The sequence below is a fragment of the Paracidovorax citrulli genome (assembly GCF_900100305.1).
Lineage (GTDB): Bacteria > Pseudomonadota > Gammaproteobacteria > Burkholderiales > Burkholderiaceae_C > Paracidovorax > Paracidovorax citrulli.
Genome location: NZ_FNEY01000027.1, coordinates 33,277 through 56,930, shown reverse-complemented (window position 1 = coordinate 56,930; position 23,654 = coordinate 33,277). Strand labels below are relative to the sequence as shown.

At 67.5% G+C, this 23,654-nt stretch carries 22 protein-coding genes; 4 read left to right on the top strand and 18 right to left on the bottom strand.

Annotation, left to right across the window (positions count from 1 at the left end):
* Nucleotides 1-17: 17 nt before the first annotated feature.
* Nucleotides 18-1,184 (bottom strand): flagellar basal body P-ring protein FlgI, encoded by a 1,167-nt coding sequence (locus BLR99_RS17035; protein WP_011797439.1) that lies wholly within the window; start codon nucleotides 1,182-1,184, stop codon nucleotides 18-20.
* Nucleotides 1,185-1,463: 279 nt separating this feature from the next.
* On the opposite strand from BLR99_RS17035, the gene BLR99_RS22705 reads away from it, so the two are divergent.
* Nucleotides 1,464-2,585 (top strand): hypothetical protein, encoded by a 1,122-nt coding sequence (locus BLR99_RS22705; RefSeq protein ID WP_133246131.1) that lies wholly within the window; start codon nucleotides 1,464-1,466, stop codon nucleotides 2,583-2,585.
* 49 nt (nucleotides 2,586-2,634) lie between these two features.
* Here BLR99_RS22705 and BLR99_RS17025 read toward each other — a convergent pair whose 3' ends face one another.
* The 7 genes from BLR99_RS17025 to flgB all read right to left on the bottom strand — a co-directional run bounded on the left by BLR99_RS17025 (nucleotide 2,635) and on the right by flgB (nucleotide 7,939).
* Complete coding sequence (locus tag BLR99_RS17025; protein ID WP_011797437.1) at nucleotides 2,635-3,348, bottom strand: flagellar basal body L-ring protein FlgH; 714 nt, start codon at nucleotides 3,346-3,348, stop codon at nucleotides 2,635-2,637.
* A 41-nt stretch (nucleotides 3,349-3,389) separates the two neighbouring features.
* Nucleotides 3,390-4,172, bottom strand: coding sequence for a flagellar basal-body rod protein FlgG (flgG, locus tag BLR99_RS17020; protein ID WP_011797436.1), 783 nt, complete (start codon nucleotides 4,170-4,172; stop codon nucleotides 3,390-3,392).
* 60 nt (nucleotides 4,173-4,232) lie between these two features.
* The gene (flgF, locus tag BLR99_RS17015) at nucleotides 4,233-4,973 is read right to left on the bottom strand and encodes a flagellar basal-body rod protein FlgF (protein WP_011797435.1); all 741 of its coding nucleotides are present in this window, start codon (nucleotides 4,971-4,973) and stop codon (nucleotides 4,233-4,235) included.
* 61 nt (nucleotides 4,974-5,034) lie between these two features.
* On the bottom strand, nucleotides 5,035-6,312 hold the full coding sequence (gene flgE, locus BLR99_RS17010) for a flagellar hook protein FlgE (RefSeq protein WP_046059950.1): 1,278 nt from the start codon (nucleotides 6,310-6,312) through the stop codon (nucleotides 5,035-5,037).
* A gap of 55 nt (nucleotides 6,313-6,367) precedes the next feature.
* On the bottom strand, nucleotides 6,368-7,018 hold the full coding sequence (locus BLR99_RS17005) for a flagellar hook assembly protein FlgD (protein ID WP_011797433.1): 651 nt from the start codon (nucleotides 7,016-7,018) through the stop codon (nucleotides 6,368-6,370).
* Between the two features lie 22 nt (nucleotides 7,019-7,040).
* Nucleotides 7,041-7,445 (bottom strand): flagellar basal body rod protein FlgC, encoded by a 405-nt coding sequence (flgC, locus tag BLR99_RS17000; RefSeq protein WP_011797432.1) that lies wholly within the window; start codon nucleotides 7,443-7,445, stop codon nucleotides 7,041-7,043.
* 50 nt (nucleotides 7,446-7,495) lie between these two features.
* Nucleotides 7,496-7,939 (bottom strand): flagellar basal body rod protein FlgB, encoded by a 444-nt coding sequence (gene flgB / locus BLR99_RS16995; RefSeq protein WP_017438773.1) that lies wholly within the window; start codon nucleotides 7,937-7,939, stop codon nucleotides 7,496-7,498.
* A 247-nt stretch (nucleotides 7,940-8,186) separates the two neighbouring features.
* Between flgB and flgA the strand changes: the two genes are divergently transcribed.
* The 3 genes from flgA (at nucleotide 8,187) to BLR99_RS16980 (ending at nucleotide 9,886) form a co-directional block, all read left to right on the top strand.
* On the top strand, nucleotides 8,187-8,966 hold the full coding sequence (gene flgA, locus BLR99_RS16990) for a flagellar basal body P-ring formation chaperone FlgA (protein WP_011797430.1): 780 nt from the start codon (nucleotides 8,187-8,189) through the stop codon (nucleotides 8,964-8,966).
* 91 nt (nucleotides 8,967-9,057) lie between these two features.
* On the top strand, nucleotides 9,058-9,399 hold the full coding sequence (flgM, locus tag BLR99_RS16985; RefSeq protein ID WP_017440029.1) for a flagellar biosynthesis anti-sigma factor FlgM: 342 nt from the start codon (nucleotides 9,058-9,060) through the stop codon (nucleotides 9,397-9,399).
* A 76-nt stretch (nucleotides 9,400-9,475) separates the two neighbouring features.
* Nucleotides 9,476-9,886 carry a hypothetical protein gene (locus tag BLR99_RS16980; protein ID WP_011797428.1) on the top strand — a complete coding sequence of 137 codons (411 nt, stop codon included), beginning with the start codon at nucleotides 9,476-9,478 and terminating at the stop codon, nucleotides 9,884-9,886.
* 107 nt (nucleotides 9,887-9,993) lie between these two features.
* On the opposite strand, the gene BLR99_RS16975 is transcribed toward BLR99_RS16980, so the two are convergent.
* The 10 genes from BLR99_RS16975 to BLR99_RS22290 form a co-directional block, all read right to left on the bottom strand.
* Complete coding sequence (locus tag BLR99_RS16975; RefSeq protein ID WP_011797427.1) at nucleotides 9,994-10,710, bottom strand: RNA polymerase sigma factor FliA; 717 nt, start codon at nucleotides 10,708-10,710, stop codon at nucleotides 9,994-9,996.
* A gap of 4 nt (nucleotides 10,711-10,714) precedes the next feature.
* Nucleotides 10,715-11,512 carry a hypothetical protein gene (locus BLR99_RS16970; RefSeq protein ID WP_046059953.1) on the bottom strand — a complete coding sequence of 266 codons (798 nt, stop codon included), beginning with the start codon at nucleotides 11,510-11,512 and terminating at the stop codon, nucleotides 10,715-10,717.
* Nucleotides 11,505-13,079, bottom strand: coding sequence for a flagellar biosynthesis GTPase FlhF (gene flhF / locus BLR99_RS16965; RefSeq protein WP_046059954.1), 1,575 nt, complete (start codon nucleotides 13,077-13,079; stop codon nucleotides 11,505-11,507). The genes BLR99_RS16970 and flhF overlap by 8 nt, the downstream gene beginning before the upstream one ends.
* A complete protein-coding gene (gene flhA, locus BLR99_RS16960; RefSeq protein WP_017439013.1) occupies nucleotides 13,076-15,157 on the bottom strand; it encodes a flagellar biosynthesis protein FlhA in 2,082 nt (693 codons plus the stop codon). The genes flhF and flhA overlap by 4 nt, the downstream gene beginning before the upstream one ends.
* Nucleotides 15,154-16,326, bottom strand: a complete 1,173-nt coding sequence (locus BLR99_RS16955) for an EscU/YscU/HrcU family type III secretion system export apparatus switch protein (protein ID WP_011797423.1) — start codon at nucleotides 16,324-16,326, stop codon at nucleotides 15,154-15,156. The genes flhA and BLR99_RS16955 overlap by 4 nt, the downstream gene beginning before the upstream one ends.
* 160 nt (nucleotides 16,327-16,486) lie before the next feature.
* The gene (locus tag BLR99_RS16950) at nucleotides 16,487-17,131 is read right to left on the bottom strand and encodes a protein phosphatase CheZ (protein ID WP_011797422.1); all 645 of its coding nucleotides are present in this window, start codon (nucleotides 17,129-17,131) and stop codon (nucleotides 16,487-16,489) included.
* Nucleotides 17,132-17,133: 2 nt separating this feature from the next.
* The gene (gene cheY, locus BLR99_RS16945; RefSeq protein ID WP_011797421.1) at nucleotides 17,134-17,520 is read right to left on the bottom strand and encodes a chemotaxis response regulator CheY; all 387 of its coding nucleotides are present in this window, start codon (nucleotides 17,518-17,520) and stop codon (nucleotides 17,134-17,136) included.
* Nucleotides 17,521-17,586: 66 nt separating this feature from the next.
* Nucleotides 17,587-18,525, bottom strand: a complete 939-nt coding sequence (gene motB, locus BLR99_RS16940) for a flagellar motor protein MotB (protein WP_011797420.1) — start codon at nucleotides 18,523-18,525, stop codon at nucleotides 17,587-17,589.
* A 27-nt stretch (nucleotides 18,526-18,552) separates the two neighbouring features.
* Nucleotides 18,553-19,413 carry a flagellar motor stator protein MotA gene (gene motA / locus BLR99_RS16935; RefSeq protein ID WP_011797419.1) on the bottom strand — a complete coding sequence of 287 codons (861 nt, stop codon included), beginning with the start codon at nucleotides 19,411-19,413 and terminating at the stop codon, nucleotides 18,553-18,555.
* A gap of 148 nt (nucleotides 19,414-19,561) precedes the next feature.
* A complete protein-coding gene (locus tag BLR99_RS22290; protein WP_083369988.1) occupies nucleotides 19,562-23,641 on the bottom strand; it encodes a glycosyltransferase in 4,080 nt (1,359 codons plus the stop codon).
* Nucleotides 23,642-23,654: the final 13 nt, after the last annotated feature.

The following is a 23,654-nucleotide window of genomic DNA, read 5'->3' as shown; positions in this document are numbered from 1 at the left end:
GGTGGACGCGGCGGCCATCAGATGACCTCCAGCTCGGCGTTGAGGGCGCCCGCGGCCTTGATGGCCTGCAGGATGGCCAGCAGGTCCTGCGGCGTGGCGCCCAGCGTGTTGAGCGCGCGCACCACGTCGGCGAGCTGCGGCGACGGCGGCATCTGGATGATGTTGCCGGGCTCCTGCTTCACGGAGATGTCGCTCTTTTGCGCGACCACCGTCTGGCCCTGCGACAGCGGATTGGGCTGGCTGATGACCGGCGTGGAGCTGATGGTGATCGACAGGTTGCCGTGCGCGATCGCGCAGGGGCCCAGCGTCACGGCCTGGTTGAACACGATGGAGCCCGTGCGGGCGTTGATCACCACCTTGGCCGCGGGCGTGGCGTCGGCCAGCGGAATTTCCTCCAGGTCGGCGATGAAGTTCACGCGCCCGCCCGGGTCCTGCGGTGCCCGCACCTGCACCGTGCGGCCGTCCAGCGCCGTGGCGATGGAGGCACCCTTGCCGAGCTTGTCGTTGATGGCCCGCGCCACCTTGCGCGCGGTCTGGAAGTCCGAAGCGTTGAGCCCCAGGTTGATCGTGTCGCCGTCGTTCAGCGGCGTGGGCACCGCGCGTTCCACCTGCGCGCCTTCGGGAATGCGCCCCGCGCTCAGGTGGTTGATCTGCACCTTGCTGCCGCCGGCCGACGCGCCCGCGCCGCCCACGACGAGGTTGCCCTGCGCCAGCGCGTAGATTTCGCCGTCGGCGCCGCGCAGCGGCGTGGCGATCAGCGTGCCGCCCTTGAGCGACTTGGCATTGCCCATCGAGGACACGCTCACGTCGATGAACTGCCCCGGCTGCGCGAACGCCGGCAATTGCGCCGTCACGATCACGGTGGCCACGTTCTTGAGCTGCGGCGCGGCCGTGCCCGGCGGAAGGCTGATGCCCATCTGCTGCAGGTAGTTGGTGAGCGCCTGCGTGGTGATCGGCATCTGCGTGGTCTGGTCGCCCGTGCCGTCCAGCCCCACGACGAGGCCGTAGCCCGTCAACTGGTTGCTGCGCACCCCCTGCACGGCCGCCACTTCCTTGATGCGCAGCGCATGCGCGGGAGCCACCGCCCCCAGCAGGGCGAGCGCGGCGAGGCCATGCGCGATTCCCAGCCGCAGGGCGGCCCGGTGCGCGCGTGCGAGGAAGGAGGTGGGGGCAGGAAACGTCATGGCACCGATTGTGGGATCGGAGCGTGTTGGGGAATGGAGGGAAAAGGCGCCGGATCACCCGCTTTCTTGTCCGCACGCCGGCCGGCCTGCGTGTCGCTTCACCCCTGGAACACGTCAGGGCTCACGCGACCGCGGTGGCCTGCACAACCGCCGCCGTCCATCGCCCCGTTGTCCATCACCTGTTGCCGATGAACTGCCGAGTCCTTCGCTGCCATTCGCTTCCCAGCAAATGCTTTCCGACGCAGCGTTTCCGCTGGCAATGCGACCCGGTGACGTCTGGTGATAGCCGATAAATTGCCGCGTTTCGCACCGACCGCACCGGCGGAAAATGTCCTGCACCTGCGCAAAAGTCTATTTGAAAATCACATGACGAGAATCGATTCCGCGGCCATCCGGCCTCTGGCCAGTCATCGCGCGCCTGAGCATGAACCTGTGCCTTCGTCAAGCCAGCTCCAGGCCTCTCCCGCCAACGCGAATCCTTTATTCCCGAGGGGTAGAACACCGTCGTTCGGACAGACCCCATCTTCGGCCCCCCGGCAGCCATTATCGTGTTTGCAGCCCCCTGGAAATATTGCCCTGGAAACGCCGGGGAGCGTCGGCTCGGGCGGCGTGCAGGAGGTCGCCCTGAATCCGGTGTCTGACAGATTGCTGAAAAAATCGGATATGCGTCCTGGAGACATCCTGCTCTACGTCAATCCAAGAATTCCTCTTCCACTCGATGCGGGAATTGCTCTGGGGCATTACATGGGAAAGAAGCTCCAGCCGGAAAAGAATCGCGGAAATCACAACATCATCCATGCGGCGCTGTGGACGATGAGCCCGAAGCATGCGGGAGAAGGAAACGAGCAGGAAAATCAGGAACCGGAAGTGGTCGAAGCGCATGTGGGTCTTTCAAAGAAAAACCATGCGGTGATCGGCAACGTGCTCACCAAGGGCGACTACCTGGTATATCGGCCGAAAGACGTGAATCTGGGCGATTGGGCCTCGCAGATCGCGATGGTCTGGAGCAGCGAACGCAAGATTCCCTACAGTTTCGGCAAGGTGGTGAAAGCCGGTACCAAAAGCATGACCGCAAAAGGTCCGCAGTTCGACGAAGCCGCGCACGATCGCGCCAGCGCATACATGCAACAAGCCTTTGAAAGTGATCCGCTTTGGAAAAAGGAAGGCGCGTTCTGCTCCCACCTCGTGCTTGCCGCATACCAGGCGGCATTGCTGAACATACAGAATGCCAGAGATGAGGAAAGCGGCCAGGAACGGAGTTCCATCGAGGCCACGCTGGGGCAGCACGTCGAATTCCACGTGAATGCGAGCCGGACGACCCCCCTGAACCTGCACAGCCTCCTGCAGCAGGGACAGGCCTTCGAGCAGATAGGAAAAATCAGGATATCAGGCGCGGCGTGACGTCAGCATCACCCTGAACGCCGGTCGCCGGGCCATCGAAAGTGCCGGCTCAGAACGGCGCCACCGAATTGAACGCCCGCGCCAGCCACCCCATGGCCTGCGCTTCGGCCGGTGAGCCCCGCCCGCGCGACTGCACGCGGGCATTCGCCACCAGGGTGGAGCTGACCACGCTGCCCGGCTGCAGCGAGCGCGGGTCCACGGTGCCCGAGAAGCGCAGCACGTCCACGTTCTCGGCCACGCCGATCTGCTTCTCTCCCGCGATCACGAGGTGGCCGTTGGGCAGCACCTCCACCACCGTGGTGGTGATGGTGCCGGTGAAGGTGTTGGAGCTCTGCAGGTCGCCCTTGCCCTCGAAGTTGTTGGTGCTGTTGCCGCCCAGCTTCAGCTTGCCGAGATCGCCCGCGCCGATGAAGGGGAAGGCGCTCACGCCGGCCGTGTTGGCGGCCGTGCGGTCCACCTTGGAACTGGACTTCTGCGATGCGGAGATCGTCTCCACGATCTGGATGGTGACGATGTCGCCCACGAGCCGCGCGCGGCGGTCCTCGAACGCGGGCCGGTAGCTGGCCGCGTGGAACAGGCTGCCGGTGGCCGGCCCGGTCGCGCGGGGTACCGTCTGCACGGCGATCGGCGGCTGGGTGGGCGGCATGTCGATGGGCGGCGGCGGATTGACGGAGGCGCAGCCCGTGGCGGCCAGCAGGGCGGCCACGGCGGCGAGGCGCAGCGGGGCGGCGCGGAGGAAGGCGGAGGAGGCGGTGTGCGGCATGGTCGGTGTCCCGGCGGTCGTCAGCAAGGGGAGGGCGCGAATCACAGCTGCGCGAGCTTGGCCAGCATCTGGTCGGATGTCTGGATGGCCTTGGAATTCATCTCGTAGGCGCGCTGTGTCTGGATCATGGACACCAGCTCTTCCACCACGTTCACGTTGGAGGTCTCCAGGAAGCCCTGGCGGATGATGCCCAGGCCGTTGGTGCCGGGCGTGCCCTGCTGGGGCTGGCCCGAGGCGGCGGATTCCTTGAACAGGTTCTGCCCGATCGGCTCCAGGCCGGCCGAGTTGATGAAGCTCGCCATGCCCAGGGTGCCGATCTGCTGCGGCGCGGTCGTGCCCGGTACGGTGGCCGAGACGATGCCGTCCGTGCTGATGCTGATGCCCGTGGCGTTGGCCGGCACCGTGATGCCATTGGCCACCGGCAGGCCGCTGGAGGTGACCAGACGCCCCTGCGAGTCGAGCTGGAACGAGCCGTCGCGCGTGTAACCCGTGGTGCCGTCCGGCATCGTCACCTGGAAGAAGCCGTTGCCGTTGATGGCCACGTCCAGGTTGTTGTTGGACTGCGCCAGGCTGCCCTGCGTGAAGTTGCGGCTGGTGGCCACCGTGCGCACGCCCAGGCCCAGGTGCAGGCCGGTGGGCAACTGGTTCTGCTCGGTGGTCTGCGCGCCCACCTGGCGCAGGTTCTGGTAGATCAGGTCCTCGAACACCGCGTTGTTGCGCTTGTAGCCGGTGGTGGAGACGTTGGCGAGGTTGTGGGAGATCACGTCCAGCTGCGTTTGCTGGGCGGACATGCCGGTCTTGGCGATCCAGAGCGAGTTGATCATGGCGGTTCCTCGGGGAATGCGTGCTTGGGCTTGGCGTGCGGGGTGTCGTCGGCGCGGTCGTCAGCCGTTCAGGCTGAGCAGCTGGGCGGCTGTCTTGTCGTTGGTCTCGGCCGTCTGCAGCAGCCGCATCTGGGCCTCGAACTGCCGGGAGGCGGCGATCATGCCGACCATGCTTTCCACGGCGTTCACGTTGGAGCCCTCCAGCGCGCCGGACAGCAGCCGCGCGTTCGGGTCGTTGGGTATCGGGTCGCCCGATGCGGTGCGAAAGAGCGCGTCGTCGCCCCGCTTGAGCGGGTCTTCCGGCGTCGGGGTGGCGAGCTTGAGCCTTCCGATCGGCGTGGCCTGCTGGCCCGCCACGCGCGCGGTGAGGGTGCCGTCCGAGCCCAGCGTCACGTCGGCGCCGGGCGGCACGTCGATCGGGCCGCCGCCGTCCGACAGCACGGTGAGCCCGTTGGAAGTGCGCAGCTGGCCCTCCGCATTCACCTCGAAGCTGCCGTTGCGGGTGTAGGCCTCGGTGCCGTCCAGCCCCTGCACCGCGAACCACGCGTTGCCCACCGCCATCGCATCCAGGTTGCGGCCGGTGCGCTGCACGGGGCCGGGCGTTTCCACGTGGCCGGAGGTCGCCTCCAGCGCGAACACGCGGGTCTTGGAGCCGTCGCCCTGCACGGGCACCGAGCGGAAGGTGGACATTTCCGCGCGGAAGCCGTTGGTGGAGGCGTTCGCGAGGTTGTTGGCCAGCACCGCCTGCCGTTGCGCGGCGGCGCTGGCGCCCGTCATGGAGGTGTAGATGATGTGGTCCATCGCTCGGCCTGGATGAAGGAAGGGGTTCGGAGCTCAGTGGCGGATCAGCGGGGTCGGGCCGTCAGCGCAGGTTCACCAGCGTGGACATCACCTGGTCCTGCGTCTTGATGGTCTGCGCGTTGGCCTGGTAGGCACGCTGGGCGGTCATCATGTTCACCAGCTCGGCCGTGAGGTCCACGTTGGAATCCTCCAGCGCGCCGGAGCGCAGGCCGCCGAACTTGCCTTCGGTGGGCGTGCCCAGCACCGGCTGGCCCGACTGGAAGGTTTCCACCCAGTTGTTGTTGCCCACCGAGGCCAGGCCCTGCGTATTGCGGAAGCTGGCCAGCGCCACCTGCCCCTCGGCGCGTGTCACGCCGTTGGAGTAGCGCGTCATCACCGTGCCGTTGTTCTCGATGCTGATGCCCGTGAGTTCGCCGGCCGTGTAGCCGTCCTGCGACAGGTTGGACACTGCGAACGCCTTGCCGTATTGCGACACGCCGTCGAGCTTGATGTTCACCGTGTAGTCGGCCAGCCCGTTCGGGTTGGGCGGAGTGGGCTTCACGGTGAGCGGCATCTGGAAGCCGGTTTCCGGTGCGGTGGCGGCCGGCGAGACGATCTTGCCGCTGTTGTCGAACTTGATCTGGCCGATGGGCGTGGCCACCACCGGCGGATTGGCGGTGGCGTCGTCGAGCCTGTCGTACACGTCCCAGGTGTTGGCGCCGTTCTTCTGGAAGTACAGGCTCACCGGCTTGGCCACGCCCTGGCTGTCGTACACGTTGATGGACGTGCCGTAGGTGGAGCGCGGCGTGGCGGGCACGGGCGGCGTGGCCGTGGCGTCGCCGGCGGCATCGGGGGCGCGTGCGTCGAGGTTGAATTCCGCCGTGATCGTCGTGGTCTGCTTGGCGGGAATCGGCTTGGAGGTCGGGAAGGTGAGCGGCGCGGCGTTGCTGGCCGTACGCTTGCCGGTGATCGGGTCCAGCGCATAGCCCATGACCTGCGCCTTGGTGTTGGTCACCAGCTGGCCGTTGCTGTCGAGCTTGAAGTTGCCGGCACGGGTGTAGGCGCGCGAGCCGTCGGGCTGCTGCAGCGTGAAGAAGCCGTCGCCGTTGATCGCCACGTCCAGGCTGTTGCCCGTGACGGAGATGTTGCCCTGGTTGAACTGCTGCGCCACCGCCGACAGTTCCACCCCGATGCCGGCATTGGTTCCGCCCGCGGAGCCGATGGCATTGGCCACCATTTCGGCGAACTCGGCGCGCGAAGCCTTGAAGCCGACGGTGCCGGAGTTGGCCACGTTGTGGCCGATCACGTCCAGGTTCTTGCTGGCCGCGTTGAGGCCTGACAGGCCTTGCTGGAAGCTCATGGTGCTCTCCTCGGGGGACGAAAAGGGGTGTTGTCTTGCGGAATGCGCGAGGCCGTCAGAGCACCGCGCGGATGTTGCTGTAGTTCACGGTGCCGCCCGTGTCCAGGTTCAGCGTGAGGGCGCCCGCGTTGGAGCCGGTGCCCACCACCTTGGCCTGCATGAGCGGCGTCGCCTCGACGGCGCCGTCCTTGGTGGACGCCACCACGCGGAACTTCAGGTCGCTGTGGGTGCCGCTGTACTTGCTGCCGTCCCAGGTGAAGTCGTGGCGTCCTGCCGCGCTCGCGCCCACGTCCACCGTATCGACCACCTGGCCGCCCGCCGTGACGACCTCCACCTTGACGTCGGTGGCGGCGCCCTTGAGGTCGAAGGATCCGGTGCCGGCGCTGTCCTTGAAGGTCATCTTGGAGCCCTCGGTCAGCACGCTGCGGCCGATCATCATCGTGCCCTGCAGGGTCTGCATGGTCGAGAACTGTTCGGCCATGGTCTGCATGCTCAGGTTGAGCTGCTGGATGCCCGTCACCGTGTTGATCTGCGCCATCTGCGAGGTCATCTGGGCGTTGTCCAGCGGATTCATCGGATCCTGGTTGTTGAGCTGCGCCACCAGCAGTTTCAGGAAGCGGTCCTGCGCAGCGGCCGGATCGGTGGCGGAGTTCGAGCTGGAGCCCGTGTTCACGGTGGCCGTGGAGCCGATGGGGTTGAGGATCATGGTGCGGTCCTTCAGGAAGGGATTACTGGCCCATCTGCAGCGTCTTGAGCAGCAGCGACTTGGTGGTGTTGAGGACCTCGACGTTGTTCTGGTAGGAGCGCGAGGCCGAGATCATGTTGACCATCTCTTCCACCGGATTCACGTTGGAGTGCGTGACGTAGCCCTCCGCGTCGGCCTGCGGATGGGTGGGATCGAGCACGCGCTTGCCGGGCGCCTGGCTCTCGCTGATGGCGCTCACGCGCACGCCGGCCGCGCCTTCGCCGCCCATGGGCGCCGTCTGGAACACCACCTGCCGCGCCTTGTAGGCCTGGCCGTCGGGGCCGGCCACGGCATCGACGTTGGCGAGGTTGCTGGCCACGACGTTGAGGCGCTGCGCCTGCGCGCTGATCGCGCTTCCGGAGACGCCGAAGATCGAGAACATGGACATGGCGGTGATCGCTTTCCTGGTGCGTTGCGGGCGGCGGGACGTGTGCGTCCTCACTGGCCCTGGATCGCGCTCAGCATGGTGCGCGCGTTGCCGTTGATGAAGCGCAGCGTGGCTTCGTAGCGCACGGCGTTGTCGGCGAACGCGGCCCGCTCGCGGTCCAGGTCCACCGTGTTGTTGTCCAGGCTCGGCTGGGTCTGCACCGTGTAGCCCAGGGAACCGGGCGCGCCGCTGCCGGTGGTGGCGCCGGGCAGGGGGATGTGGCGCGGATCGGTCGCGCTCTGCTGGCGCTGGAGGGCGCGCTCCACCGCGTTGAACGAGGCGCCCGCGCCCTGACCCGTGGCATCGCGCAGCGCATCGGCGAAATTGAAGTCGCGCGCCACGTAGCCAGGGGTGTCGGCATTGGCGATGTTGCTCGCGATCGCGCGCTGGCGCTCGGCACGCAGCATGAGTGCGTTGCCGTGGAAATCCAGCCTTTCGGTCAACTTGTCGAGCATGGGGCACCTTGCGGAAAACAGGGGAATCGGGGGCCGTCGCGCGGCACGGGGCCACGGGTTTTCGGCGTGGTCCGATTATGGAAACGGGCCCTTTTTCCTAAAGCGCGAAGAACGCGGGGATTGGCGCGCAGTTCGGTCCATCGCCGTCGGCCCCACGCCCTACAGTCCAGGTTGTGCAATGGCCCCCGGACCGCCCCGTCCGGCCGGCCCCGTCCATCGCCGCAGTCCCGCTGCCCAGGAGGCCCCCATGTCCCCCCGTTCCCCTCTGCCGTCTTCCCGCCCCGCTCCGCGCCGCGCCCGTGCGCTGGCCCGCATGGCCGGCGCCGCGCTGCTGGCCTGGAGCGCCGCCGCGGCCGTGCACGCCCAGGGCGCTCCCGCCGCGGACGCCGCGGCCGACCTGGGCTCCATCACCCAGCGCTGGCTCGACGACGCCCTGCAGCGCAGCCAGGTGTCGGGCGGCTCCATGCCGCTGCGCATGGAAGTCAGCGTGGGCCAGCTCGATTCGCGCCTGCGCCTCGCGCCCTGCGCCCGGGTGGAGCCCTACCTTCCCGCCGGATCCCGGCTCTGGGGCCGCACGCGGCTGGGCCTGCGCTGCGTCGAAGGTGCCACGGCGTGGAATGTCTTCCTGCCCGTCACCGTCAAGGCCTACGGGCCCGCCTGGGTGCTCACCGGCAATGTCGCCTCCGGCGCAGTGCTGACCGAGGCCGATGCCACCCAGGCCGAAGTGGACTGGGCCGCCGAGACGACCGCCATCGTGGCCAACCCGGAAAACTGGGTGGGGCAGGTGGCGTCCCGCCCGCTCATGGCCGGGCAGGCGCTGCGCCAGCACATGGTGAAGGCGCCGATGGCCTTCCGCGCCGGCTCCCCGGTGCGGGTCGTCGCCCAGGGGCGCGGCTATTCGGTAACATCCGCGGGGCAGGCCGTCACGGCAGGCTCGATCGGAGAGACTGTGCGCGTCCGCATGGACAATGGCCGGATCATCGCGGGCATTGTTTCCAATGATGGAACGGTCGAAGTCGGCCTGTGACCTTCTGTTTCCGATAAAAGCCTAAAGTCCGCGCTCCGATGGTCGAAAACATTGCTACTGTGCCCCACATCGAACGGGGTGGGAGTGTGCGATGAAAATAGGACAGAACCCGGAATTGCCGACTTCGCTGACGCAGCAGGTCCAGGCTGCCAAGCAACAGGCCAAGGCGGCCGCCCCGGCGCCCGCCGCCGAAGAGGCCACCAAGACCGCGACCACGGTCGCCACCACGGGCGGCACGCCCGTGACGTTCTCCAGCGCCGCCAAGGCCCTGGACCCGTCGCTGCGCAGCAGCGCGGATTTCGATGCCAACAAGGTCAAGGCCGTGCGCGCGGCCATCGAGAAGGGCACTTTCACGGTCGATGCCGAAGCCATCGCCGACAAGCTGCTCTCCAACGCCCAGGAAACCATCGCCCATTCTCCCAAGAGCCACTGACCCGCCCCTTGCCCCGGCGCGGCCGTAGCGCACACGGCCTGCGTCGCGCATGGGCCGGTCGGCACAGGACCGACCCATGCACCCTTCCCCCGCTTCCCCATCTTCCTCCCGCTCCCCGGAAACCCTGCTCGGTACTGTCGAGTCGATCCTGGCCGATGTCGGGGCCCTGCTGCTGAAGGCGGATGCTCCCGCGCTGGAGCGCAGCGCCCCGCTGCTGCAGCAGGCGGCGCTCGAGCTGTCCCGTTGCCTGGAAAACCGTCCCGCCTCCGCACCGCCCCTGCCGGCCGACTGGGCCCGCCGCGTCCAGGCCGTGCGCAGCCAGCTGTCCCTGCAGCGAGAGCAACTCGCCCGGCTCGCCGCGCTCACGAACCGCCAGGTGGCGACTTTCCTGCCGCCGGACCAGAATGGGGCGACCTACGGCAGCCGCGGTCCTGCCGGCTCCGGCATGCGCGGCAGCGCCGCGCGCATCTACCGCTCGCAGAGCTGAGCGCTATCCGTGCGGCCCTGCCGGGCTGTGCCGCAAAAAACCAAGGGCCCCGAGGGGCCCTTTCTTATTGCTTTCCCGGACGACCGGCATGCCGGGCGCTGGCAGCGTCAATGGCTGCGCATCTTCGCGCGCAGCCGGGCGATCGACTGGCTGTGCAGCTGGCAGATGCGCGATTCGGTCACGCCCAGCACCGCGGCGATCTCCTTCAGGTTCATGTCGTGCTCGTAGTACATGCCCATGATCTGCTGCTCCCGTTCGGGCAGCGCCTTGATCGCCGCCACCAGGGAGGCGCGCAGGCGCTGGTCGCGCAGCATGGCCATGGGATCGGCCGCGCTGTCGGCCACGTGGCGGTCGAGGAAACCGTCATCGTCGTCGTCGCCGCGCGTCATGTCTTCGAGGTAAACCAGCTGGGTACCGCGCACCTTGCTCAGCAGGGACTGGTACTCCGCCAGGCTGAGTTCGAGCTCCGTGGCGATCTCGGATTCGTGCGGGCTGCGGCCGAGCTTCTGCTCCAGCCGGGTCACGGCGTGCTCGATCTCCTTCTGGCTCTTGCGCGAACTGCGCGACATCCAGTCGCCCTCGCGCAGCTCGTCGAGCATGGCGCCGCGGATGCGCTGGGAGGCGAAAGTCTCGAACTGCACGCCCTGCGTCACCTCGTAGCGCGACAGCGCCTCGTTGAGCCCGATCATGCCGACCTGGATCAGATCGTCCAGCTCCACGTTGGGCGGAAGCTTCGCGATCATGTGGTGCGCGATCCGGCGGACCAGCGGCGCGTGCTGGCGGATCAATGCATCGCGGTTGAGCTGTCCTTTGGCGGTGTACATCGGATCAGTGGCTCCGTGCGAAGGGCTGGGCGGACCGCTGCGTACCGAAGGGCGGGGCGGCTGCGGCCGGCGCGGCGCCAATGGTGCCCGCGTTTTCCAGCAGTTGCAAGGCCAGGCGCTGCAAGTCCTGCGGGTGATTGGCCCGCAGGGTCGTGGTGCGCAATTCGCTGCCCAGGTGCCGCTCGGCGCAGCGCTGCAGGGTGGCGAGCGTGGCGTGGACCCGGTGGAGGCCCGCGGGCCGGTCGGTGGGCAGCACCGAGGCCACCGTGCAGGGCACGCCGGCGTGCAGCGCCATGTGCTTGAGCTGGCGGTAGCTGCGCATCGCATGGTCGCCGCCCTCGGCGATCAGCAGCGGCACCGCGGCCGTATCGCGCACCAGGGGCGCCAGCGCCTCCGCGGGGGCATAGATCGCCAGCACCGCGTAGGAGCGGAAGAAGGGCTGCAGGGTCTGCTGGGCCGCCACCGCATCGGTGCTCTGGCGGGCCAGCCGGCGCAGTCCGTAGGCGGCCGGCAGCACGGCCAGAGAGGCCGCGGCGGCGCCTCCCGTGTCCAGCGGCGCGCCGTCCTGCCAGGACGGCTCGGCCAGCAGGTGGGCCAGGCCGGGGGAGGCATCGGTCTCGCGCGCGGTGCCGTCGAGAACGGCCACGGGATAGCCCATGCGCTGCAGCGCCGAGCACACCTGGAAGAAGGTTTCGAGCCCGTAGGCCGCATCCGGCTGCGCCAGGATGGCCAGCAGGCGCAGGGGCGACTCGGGCATCAGGCGCAGCAGGCTCGCGCCCTGGTGGAAGGCAGTGTCAAGCATCGACCAGGGCCCTTTCCGTGGCGAGTTCGGGGGAGTGCGAGAAGAAGAAGTTCAGATCCGAGGCTTTCGGGTCGAACGCCGACTTCGCGGGCGAACGCATGGAGGTGGCGATGAGCTTCTGGGCATCGGCCGCTTCCCAGTCCTCGGGCACGCGCTGGCCGTTGGTCACGCCGCGCAGCACCATCTGGTGGCGGATCAGCGCATCCACGGCCGGGCCGAGCTTCACGGCCTCGTCCACCTTGGAGAGGATGGCCTGCTGCGAGCCGGCGGTCCGGAACCCGGTGAGCACGTCGTCCAGCGTATCGCCATGGCAGCCCGCGTTGAGCACCAGCAGGCGGTTCACGCCGGGCAGGTCGAGCACGTCGAGCATGTCGCGCTTGCGCGGATCGCGCGGGGCGATGCCGGTGGTGTCGATCAGCACCATCTTCTTGCCGGCCAGCAGGCCGAGCAGGTCCTGCAGGGCGGCACGGTCGTGGGCGAGGTGCGCCACCACGCCGAGCATGCGGCCATACGAGCGCAGCTGCTCGTGGGCGCCCACGCGGTAGGTGTCCAGGGTGATCAGGCCGACGCTGGCCGGGCCGTGGATGCGGGCGCACAGGGCGGCGAGCTTGGCGGTCGTGGTCGTCTTGCCCACGCCGGTGGCGCCCACCATCGCGTACACGCCGCCTTCTTCGTACAGCGGGCGCTGGTGCGCATCGGTCCTGAGGTTGCGTTCCAGCACTTCCATGAGCCAGCGCACGGCATGGGCGGCACCCAGCTCCTCGGGCAGGCGCTCCAGCACGGCGCGCGCCAGCGAGGGTGAATAGCCTGCCCGGATGAGCTTGAGCATCAGGTTGGACTGGATCGGGTTCTGCCGGGCCTGACCCAGCCAGGCCAGCGTGTTGAAGCGGTCCTCGATGAGGTCCTTCATGGACTGCAGTTCGCTCATCAGGTTCTGCTGGCCCGACTCCTGGGCGAGCGAGGGCACGGGGGCCTGCACGCGGCGTTCGCGCACGGGCTGCTCGGGCGGCAGGCCCAGGGGGATGGCGTGCATCGGGTTGTGCCGCGGCAGCGGGGCGCTGGCGGGCGCCATGGCACGTTCGGCCATGCGGGGGGCTTCGGGGCGCGACAGCGGCGCGCGCTCGGGCTGCGGCGCGGCATCGGAGGCCGGTGCCGTGCCGTGCATGGCCTCGTGGCGGCGGCGCAGCATGCGCTCGCGCACATAGTCCTGGAAGGAGAGCGTGCTCATCGCCAGTTGCTCCGTGTCCTGCGCCACCGGGTTGCGCGCCTCGGACCGCTGCGCCGCGCGCAGAGGCCGGCTCGACTGCGCCGGGTTGGCGGCCATGTCGGCGGCGCGCTCCTGCAGCCGGGAGGCGGCCGGGGCGCGTTCCTGCAGCCTCGAGGCGACGGGCGCGGGCTCGGCGGCGGCGCTCTCCAGCGAGGACAGCGTGTCTTCCGCGGTGGCCATCACCTCGACGCCGCCGGCGATCTGGCGGTTCGAGAGGATCAGCGTGCCGTCTCCGAAGGCCATGCGTGCCTTGGCCAGGGCCTCACGGGAGGTGGGAGCGGTAAAGCGTTTGATATTCATGCTGCACCTTTGAGGATCGGGCCAATGCGGATGGTGTGGGTTTCAGGGATCTCGCTGTGGGCGAGCACCTGCAGGCGCGGGGCGACCCGGCGCACGAGGCGCGAGACGGCGTTGCGGATGGCGTCGGGCACCAGCAGGCAGGCGGGCATGCCCATCTCTTCCTGCCGCATGGCCACTTCCGCGGCCTTCTGCGTGAGGATGTCGGCCACGCCCGGGTCGAGCGAGGGGCCGGCGGCGTTGCCCAGGGCCTGCACCAGCAGGCGCTCCAGGCCCGGCTCGATCGCGATCACGTTGAGCTCGCGGGTCGGGCCGTAGATCTGCTGCACGATGGCCGGCGAGAGGGCGATGCGCACGCGGCGCGCCAGCTCCACCGGATCGCCGATGGCGCCCGCATGCTCGGCGAGGGTTTCGATGATGGTGCGGATGTCCCGGATGTGCACGGACTCTTCCAGCAGCAGCTGGAGCACCTTCTGGAACGTTGCGATCGACACCATTTTCGGAACCACTTCCTCGATGAGCTTGGGGGCCAATTTGCCGACGTGTTCCACGAGCTGCTGCGTTTCGGTGCGGCTCAGGAGCTTGGCGGCCTGGACTTGCATCAAGTGTGACAAATGGGTGGCCATCACGGTTTCGGAATCAACGACCGTAAAACCCGCCATTTGTGCGGCTTCCTTCTGGTGATCGTCGATCCAGTGGGCGGGCAGGCCGAATGCCGGGTCGGTGGTGGGCGTGCCGATGAGCGGCGTGCTGATGCCGCCGGGGTTGATCGCCAGGAACATGCCCGGGAACGCCTCGCCCTCGCCCACCACCACGCCGCGCAGCGTGATGCGGTAGGCGCTGGGCTTGAGCTCGAGGTTGTCGCGCACGTGCACCGCCGGGGGAAGGAAGCCCACTTCCTGGGCGAACTTGCGGCGCACCCCCTTGATGCGGGTCAGCAGGTCGCCCTGGCGGCTCTTGTCCACCAGGGAGATCAGCCGGTAGCCCAGCTCCAGGCCCAGCAGGTCCACCGGCTGCAGGTCGTCCCAGCTCGCCTCCCCGTCGCCCGCGGGGGCGGGCGGCGCTTCCACCGGCTTGGGCGCGTTCGCGCGCTGGTGCAGCAGCCAGGCGGCATAGCCGAGGCCGCTGCCCATCACCAGGAACACGGCGTGCGGCATGCCGGGAATCAGGCCGAGCATGATCAGGATCGCGGCGGCCACGCCCAGCACGCGCGGCGACATGAAGAGCTGCTGCACGATCTGGCGGCCCATGTCCTGGTCCTTGCCCACGCGCGAGACCACCATGGCGGCGGCCACCGAGATCAGCAGGCCGGGAATCTGCGCCACCAGCGCGTCGCCGACGGCCAGCAGGATGTAGCTGTTGGCGGCCTGCCCTGCGGACAGGTCGTGCTGCAGCATGCCGATGGCGAAGCCGCCCACGATGTTGATGAGCAGGATCAGGATGCCGGCGATGGCATCGCCGCGCACGAACTTCGAGGCGCCGTCCATCGAGCCGAAGAAGTTCGCTTCCTCCTGCACCTCGGCGCGGCGGCGCTTGGCCTCCTTCTCGTCGATCAGGCCGGCGTTCAGGTCGGCGTCCACCGCCATCTGCTTGCCGGGCATGGCGTCCAGCGTGAAGCGTGCGGAAACTTCGGCGATGCGCTCGGCGCCCTTGGTCACCACCACGAAGTTGATCACCACCAGGATGGCGAACACGATCAGGCCCACCGCGAAGTTCCCGCCGATCAGGAAGTGGCCGAAGGCCTCGATCACCGCGCCGGCGGCGCCGGGGCCGGTGTGGCCCTCCAGCAGCACCACGCGGGTGGAGGCCACGTTCAGCGACAGCCGCATCAGGGTGGTGAGCAGCAGCACGGAGGGGAATGCCGCGAAGTCCAGAGGCCGCAGCATGTAGGCCGCCACCATCATCACCATCAGCGCCACGGCGATGTTGAGCGTGAAGAAGGTGTCCAGCAGCCAGGCAGGGATGGGCAGCACCATCAGCGCCAGGATGGCCACCACCAGCAGCGGGGCCGACAGGCCCTGCAGCGCGGAGACATTGGTGCCGGCCCATTGGCGGGCGGAGGCGATCGTGGGGGTCTTCATGGCGCGTCACCTGCAGCGGAAGCGTCGGATGGGGCGGCCTTCGTGAGCGGATCGAGCTCCGGCGGCACGTAGGGATCGGGTTGGGCGTCGGGCATGCGGCCTTCGCCGCGCAGCGCGGCCTTGAGCCGGTACACATAGGCCAGGATCTGCGCCACGGCCGCGTAGAGCTGGGCGGGAATGGGCTGCTCCAGCTCGGCATTGGCGTAGAGGGCGCGGGCCAGCATGGGCGACTGCAGGACGGGCACGGAGTGCTGGTTGGCCAGTTCGCGGATCTTGAACGCCAGCAGGTCCGTGCCCTTGGACACCACCTGCGGCGCGCCCATGGTGGCCTCGTCGTAGCGCAGGGCCACGGCATAGTGGGTCGGGTTCATCACCACGAAGTCGGCCTTGGGCACGTTGGCCAGGCTGGCGCGGCTGGCGATGTCGCGCGCCCGCTGGCGCTGGCGGCCCTTCACCTCGGGACTGCCCTCGGACTGCTTGTGCTCCTGCTTCACTTCCTCGTGCGACATCTTCTGCCGCGACTTGAAGAAGAAGGCCTGCAGCGGAACGTCGATGATGGCGGCGAGGAACACGACCAGCAGCAGCAGCGCCATGCCGCCGGTGATCCACTCGGCCACGTAGCGCAGGGCCACCGGGGAGGGTTGCAGCACCAGCATCGCGATCTTCTCGATACTGGTGCTCATGAAGCTCCAGGCCACGGCGGCCAGGATGCCGGTCATCAGCACCATCTTGAGCACGGTGACCATCTGCTGCTTCGAGAACAGGTTCGCGAAGCCGGAAATCGGGTTGAGCCGCGTGAAATTGGGCATCACCGGCTTGAAGGTGAAGATCCAGCCGCCCGAGCCGATGGCGCTCGCCACGGTGGCCACGGTGGTCAGCAGGGCGAAGGCGAAGCTCGCGGCCAGGCCGACGAAGGTCATGTCCTGCAGCCGCTGCAGCATGGAGCCGGTGGCATGCACCGTCTCTGCGTTGAACGAGAGGTGGTGCGCGATGGCCTGCTGCAGGTGCTCGATCAGGGAGGGGGCCAGCGCATAGATGCTGACCGCGCCCATGCCGAGGATGGCGATGTGGGAAAGATCGCGGGACCGCGCAGCCTGGCCTTCCTCGCGCGCTTTCTGGAGCTTGCGCTCGGTCGCGGGTAGCTGTTTGTCTTGGCTGGAGGAGTCCATGGTGGCATGACGGAGGGGGTCATGCCGATTGTCGTGAGGGGTGCCGGAATCTAAAGTGCGAATAGACGGCCGGGAAGCCGCTTATTCCTCCGTGCCGTCCGGGCCTGCAGGGCCGGGGCCCGGGGCAGGCCGGCGCGCACACGGCCGGCCGGGGAGCGGTTCAGAAGCCCAGGCTGGCCAGCAGGTCGTCCACTTCCGACTGGCTGGAGACGACGTTGGGGGTGTTTTCCGGGTCCACCACCGGGCCGGCGAGGTGTTCGCGGCGGGGCTCGGGGGCGGCGGCCGGGGCTGGCGCGGGCATGACCGGCTGGGCCTGGGGCGGCGCCGTCTGGATGAGCAGTTGCACCAGCTGCTGCTCGATCGTGCCGGCCAGGCTCACCACGCGCGCGATCACCTGCCCTGTGAGGTCATGGAAATCCTGCGCCATCATGATCTCCGTGAGATGCACGTCGGCTTCCTTGGTCACGCGCTCGACGTCGTGCAGGAAGTTCATGATCTCGCCCTTGGCCACGGCGGCCACCGGGTCTTTCACCAGCGACGCCACCACGCGGCGCGTCTCTTCGGCGATGAAATCGTGCTGGGCCTTGGCCTGCTCGACGCGGTTGAGCACCTTCTCCGCAGCCTCGCCCGTGAGCCGGGCGATGTAGGAGAGGCGGCTCTGGGCATCGGGCAGTTCGCCCATGGAGCCCTTCAACTGCTCGGCATAGCCCAGTTCCCGCAACGCATCGTGCAGCTGGCGGGTGAGCTGGCCGATCTTGTTGTGGACATCCGCGGAGTCCGGGGCGTTGTGGTCCGGCGTGTCCATGGTCAGAGTCCCAGCTTCTTGAGGATGAGCGTGACTTTCTCTTCCAGCGTCGCCTTGGTGAAAGGCTTGACGATGTAGCCGGCCGCGCCGCCCTGGGCGGCCGCGACGATGTCTTCCTTGCGGGCCTCGGCGGTGACCATGAGGACGGGCAGGTGCTTGAGCTTGTCGTCCTTCTTGATCTCGGCCAGCAATTGGAACCCGTTCATGTTGGGCATGTTGATGTCGGTGACCACGAAATCGAACTTGCTGTTGCGCAGCTTGTTCAGTGCCACGACGCCGTCTTCGGCCTCGTCGGCGTCTGTGAACCCGCTTTCCTTGAGCAGATTGCGCACGATGCGCCGCATGGTGGAGAAGTCGTCAACGATCAAAAAGCGAAGGGCAGTGGTCACGTGGGACCCTTTCGGTCGGAAATTGCAGGAGCTATTGTCAGGGGCAGCCGCTTTGGTGACAAGACGTTACGGCTGCTGCGTCGATGCAGGATTTTCACGCTTTTCCGCGGCCAGTTCCGATATGGGGATCTGCGGGACCTTTTTGCCCAGCAGCCGCTCCTCGGCTTCCTTGGTCAGAATCGTGATGGTGATGCGCCGGTTCACGGGCGCGCGCGGGTTGTCAGGTTCCAGCAGATCGCTCGCGGCCAGGCCGACCACGCGGCCCAGCTTGGCATCGGGCATGCCCGCGGCCACCAGCTCCCGCCGGGAGGCGTTGGCGCGGTCGGCCGACAGCTCCCAGTTGCTGTATCCCCGGTCCCCGTTGCCGTAGGGTGCGGCGTCGGTGTGGCCGGCCAGGCTGATGCGGTTTTCGACCCCGCCGAGCGCGGAACCGATTTCCCGAAGAATGTCGCGCATGTAGGGTTTTACCAACGCACTGCCGCTGTCGAACATCGGGCGGTTCTGGTCGTCCACGATCTGGATCTGCAGGCCGTCGGGTGTCACGTCGATGCGGATCTGCGACTTGAACTCCTTCAGGCGCGGGTTTTCCGAGATCAGCGCGTCGATCTTGGCCTGCAGGGCCTTGATCCGCATCTGGTCCTGCCGGGCCTGCTCGGCGCGCGCGTTCTCGATGTTGGTCCGGCGGCTGGTGGCGGTGTCGGAGTCCGAGCGCCGGACCTGGCCGTGCACCTTGGAGAGGTCGTTGCCCCCGCCGGGAATGATGCTGGAGCTGTTGCCCGAGCCGTCGCCGCCCTGCATGGCCACCTTGAGCGGCGACGCGAAATACGCGGCGATGCCCTGCAGCTCGCCCTTGGCGGTCGAGCCCAGCAGCCACATGAGCAGGAAGAACGCCATCATGGCCGTCACGAAGTCGGCATAGGCGATCTTCCAGGCGCCGCCATGGGCGGCGTGGCCGCCCTTCTTGACGCGCTTGATGATGATGGGCTGGAGCTTCTTGTCGGCCATGGCGTGTACCTCCGGCGGATGCCCGGGTTACTTCTTGCCCTTCACGTGGCTTTCCAGTTCGGAGAAGCTGGGCCGGTCGCCCGAGAAGAGCACCTTGCGGCCGAATTCGATGGCCGTGGCGGGGTTGTAGCCCTGCATGCTGGCCAGCAGAGTGGTCTTGATGCACTGGAGTTCCTTGGCGGCGTCCTCGAGCTTCTGCTCCACGAGGCCGCCCAGCGGCTCCACCACACCGTAGGCGAGCAGAATGCCGAGGAACGTGCCCACCAGGGCCGAGCCGATCATCCCGCCCAGCACCGAGGGCGGCTGGCCCACCGAGCCCATGGTGTTCACCACCCCGAGCACGGCGGCCACGATGCCGAAGGCGGGCAGGGCGCCGGCCAGCCGGGCCAGGGCCGCCACGGGGGCATGGGCTTCCTGGTGGTGGGTTTCGATCTCGCTGTCCATGAGCGATTCGATCTCGTGCGCGTTCAGGTTGCCCGACACCATCATGCGCAGGTAGTCGGTGGTGAACTCGATCACGTGGTGGTCCGTGCCCACCGTGGGGTATTTCTTGAAGATTTCCGACTCGTGGGGCGCTTCCACGTCCTTCTCGATCGCCATCAGGCCTTCCTTGCGGGCCTTCTGCAGGATCTCGTAGAGCATCGCCATCAGCTCCATGTAACGCGCCTTGGTGTACTTGGAGCCCTTGAACGCCATGGGCAGCGCCTTGAGCGTGGCCTTCAGCACCTTGGGCTGGTTGTTCACTACGAAGGCGCCCAGGGCACCGCCCAGAATCGTGACGATCTCGAACGGCAGGGCGTGCAGCACCACGGAGATATTGCCGCCGTGCGCGATGAAGACCCCGAAGATGCACCCCAGGCAGACGAGGTAACCGATGATGACGAACATGCTGGTGCGTGCGGATGAGCCGGGCGTGGGAGAGGGCCACCGCCTCTGGAAGCGGTGGGGGCAGCGGGGCGGATACGAAACGTATCCATCGTGTCAATGGTATCGGACAGCATTCTCCACACTTGAATGGAATCGTCACCGTCGCCGGTCACTCCGGCATCCAGGCCCGCAGCCAATTCTCCAGATGGGCTCCCTCGAGCATCCAGTCGCGCTCGACCGCTGCCTTCAGCGCATCGCCTGAGCGCGCGGCGGCATCCGGGTCCTGCACGTGGGCGCGGATGGCATCCACCCAGTCCTTGAACCGGTTCTTGACCAAGGTGACCGGCAGCCCGCATTGGTAGGGCCGCGCATCGCTGGCGATCACGGGATAGCCGCACGCTCCGTACTCCAGCAGCCGCAGGTTGCTCTTGCATTCATTGAAGAGGTTCTGTTCCAGCGGGGCGAGCGCCAGGTCCAGGTTCAGGCTGGCGAGCATGGCCGGGTAGCGCTCGATCGGCACCGGGCCGTGGTATTCCCGCACGTAGGGCTTGATGCGGTCCGGGCACATCCCGAAGAAGATCCAGTCCACCTCGCGGTGCAGCTCCTTCACGACATCGGTGATCAGTTCCAGGTCTCCCTGGTGGCTGATGCCGCCCGCCCAGCCCACGCGCGGCCGCCCGCCCGTCTGGCGGCTGCTCTGCAGTCCGCGCCACCAGCGCGGCGGCAGGCGGTTCTGCACCACCCGCATGTCCGGGTGGGTACCCTTGAGGGCTTCGGCCAGGGCGTCGGTCGAGACGACGAAGCGGTCCATCATGCCGACGGAGCGGCGCAGCTGCCGCAGCACGTCCCTGGGCATCTCCTGGCGGTGCGTATTCTTGAGAGGCAGATTGGGCAGATAGTCGTCCAGTTCGGCCACCATGAACACCGGGCACAGGCGCTTGATGCGCTGGATGAGCTGGAGCTGCTCTTCATTCACCTGGCGCTGCAGCACCAGGGTGTCGGGTTGCAGCCGATGCAGCTCCTCGGGCGTGAAGTAGCGCCCGGCGAACCGTGCATCGGCGATGCCGCTGCCGTGCATGGCACGCACCGGCTCGATCACCCGGTAGTGGCCGCAGCCGGAATGGTCGGCGGCCAGCGCCAGCACGACGGGCTGGGGACGCCATGGCAGGGGCCGGCGGTTGATGGCAGCGTCGGTCTCCACGTCGAAGCCGGTGCCGTGCAGCGAGAGGTTGGGGTTGTAGGCCGGGTCACGTGCCACGACGGGCAGCCACTTCCGGTACATGGCGTCCTGCTCGCCCATGAAGCGTGCCCGCTTGGCCTCCTGCGTGGCCGCGTCCACGGACTTCTGGCTCACGCTGCCTTCGTGCAGCACGACGGCGTGGGGCGTCCAGACGATGAGGTAGCCGGCCTGCCGTACCTTGAGGCACAGGTCCACATCGTTGTACGACACCTTGAAGGCTTCTTCGTCCAGCCCGCCGACCTCTTCGTAGACCGAGCGGCGGATCATCAGGCAGGCGGCGGTGACCGCGCTGTAGTTCTGGTCCACTTCCAGGCGATTCATATAGCCGGGCGCATCGGCCGGCAGGCCTATGAAGGGGTGGTCTGCCGGGCCGCGCAGGCCCAGCACGACGCCGCCGTGCTGGATGGTGCCATCGGCGTGCAGCAGCTTGGCTCCCACGATGCCGACCTCGGGCCGCTGCGCATGGTTGAGCATGGCGTCCAGCCAGTCGCCGCGCAGCGTGGCCGTGTCGTTGTTCAGCAGGATGAGGTACTCGCCTCGCGCCATGCGCGCCGCCGCGTTGTTGATCGCGGAATAGTTGAACGGATGCGGATAGCGCAGCACACGGATGCGCGGATCGTCCATCGCTTCCAGCCCGCCGATCCAGGCGCAGGCCGACGGATCCGTGCTACCGTTGTCCACCAGGATGATTTCGTAGTTCTGGTAGGAGGTCTTCTCCAGCAGGGAACTGACGCATCGCTCCACCATGGCGAACTGATCCTTGGTGGGAATGATGATCGACACGAGAGGCTTGGCTTCGTGGCCGTAATGGATGCGATAGCGTCCAGGCAGGCTGGCATCCACCGACGCATGCCCATAGCCCCTGGAACGCAGATGTCTCTCGATGGCCGCGATCTCGTGCTGGCGATTGGCCAACCGGGGCAGGGCGGACGTGAGCAGTGGTTCGCTCACGTGGCCGATGGCTCCGATGCCGTCGGCTGCGATCAATCGCAGTGCCAGATCGAATTCCGGCGCCTCTGCAAAATCCGGATCGAAACCTCCTGCCTCCAGGAACACGTCCCGCCTGTACAGCCAGTGCCGTGCCATGCCCTCGGGACACGAGAGCAGCAGATCCAGGTTGATGTCGGGCCGGAACAGGGTTCCCCACTGGCCTTCTCCAGCGTGCACGATTTCGTCGGCATAGACACACCGGCAGTCGGAAGCATGCTGCAATTCCAGGGCCAGTGCCTGCAGGCCGGTGTGCATGAAATGTGCGCCCGCCTCCACCGTGCAGAGCCACTGCGCATCGCTATGCGCAGCCCATTCATTCAGCGCCGCCACGCGCTCGCCCGGCGGCGTTGCGATGACGGATACCGTGATGTGCCGGTAGGGCTGGTCGGCCAGGCTTTGAAGGGTGGCCTCGCGCGCTGCAGTGTTCAAGCCGTCGCAGAGCACTGCAATCGCTACTTGCGGGCTGGGCGGTGCATCCGCAGCCAAGTGGCTATCGATCAATCGCTGCTGCGCAGCGTTGGGTGTTCGCTGGGCCAACCAGTCTTGCAGCGTGTAGCTCGACGTCGCTTGCGCCACAGCAGGTGGCTGACGGTCCAGCGCCATGTTGTGGGCGAGCTGGGCCAGCAGCAGATCGACGCGATCGCATCTCCAGTCCAGTGCCGTGGGGGCGGGCTGGATGGGCTCCAGTCGGTCGGCCTGTTCGTAGATCGCCTCCATGCTGTAGAGGAAGGTGGCATCTGAATAGTGCAGGCGGACGGCTGTGCGGCCGAATTCTCCGCGCCATTGGCGGAAATCCGGGTCGGTGATCAAGCGGTGCAGGTCGGCTTCGTAGGCCGGTGGTGTGGTCCACAGGTAGAGCGCTGGTGGAATGCAGTCGAACTCCAGCGAGAAACCGGTACCCCTCCAGTCCTGTGGCGCGAAACGCACGATGGGTTTGCCGCATGCGGCCGCTTCGAGCAGCGTCGTGGGCGAGGACAGCGGCAGCGAATCCACGTAGATGTCGCACGCGTGGTAGCAGGCCACCAGTTCCGATTCCGACAGGTAGCCCTGCAGGTGGACTTGCGCCGGGAACCGCGCCTGCAACTCTTCCCATGGGCGTGTGGTGCCCACGCCCACTGCCAGGAGATGGACGTGTGGATGGCGGGCGAGTACGGGCCCGATCATGGCCGCGAGGCTGACGCCTTCGATGGGCCAGAATTTGTAGCCCGACGCTGCGGACAGCAGCAGCGTTGCTTCCTGCGGGATCCCGTAGGCGGATTTCACCGCCGAGGCTGCCGCGTGCCCGCGGTCCAGGTGCTCGAAATTCATCGGCAGCAAGGCGCCCCCGATGTGCTGCCTGCCTATGCCGCGGCGCCCTTCCAGCAGGTAGGTCGCCGTGTTGAGGGCCACCTGCGTGATGGAAACGCCCAGCCAGAACACGTGCGAGGCGTGATCGACGGCGATGACCGGCGGCGGGTTTTCCATGGCCGGTACCGCCGCGCAGGGCAGCACGTCGTGGGGATGGGTCAGCAATATCGCGTAGTCGGCCTGTGCCAGAAGCGCTTGCAGGGCCTGGATGCGTTCGTTCCAGCCAGATTGCTCCAGCAGGACGATCGTGAGCCGGCCGGCAGCCTGCAGTTCGAGCAACTGCTCGGGAATCGCCGCTCCTGCCTGTCGGGTCAATACGAGCGTGTGCTCCGACCCGGCGTCCAGTTGGCACCAGCGCCAGGCGATGCGGCTGTGTCCACCCACCGAGTGGGCGCTGGTCATGATGGTGAGCAGCCGGCGGCGGCCTCCGCCGCCGGACGCGGGTGGACGGCCCGGCGCGCGTTCGGAAAGATGCGCTCCAGCCTGCGCGACCAGCGATTCGAGTTCCGCAGAGGCGAAGATCCCGCTGTGCTGCAGCCAGGCGTGGGAGGCGCACTCTGCGGCGGCATCCAGGGCATCTTGCCACCGCCGTGCTTGGACGAGTTGACGGACGTGTTCCAGCAGGTGGAGAAAGCGGGCGTGGTTATCCCGGATGAACTGCACTGGTTTCATGGGGCTGGGAGGG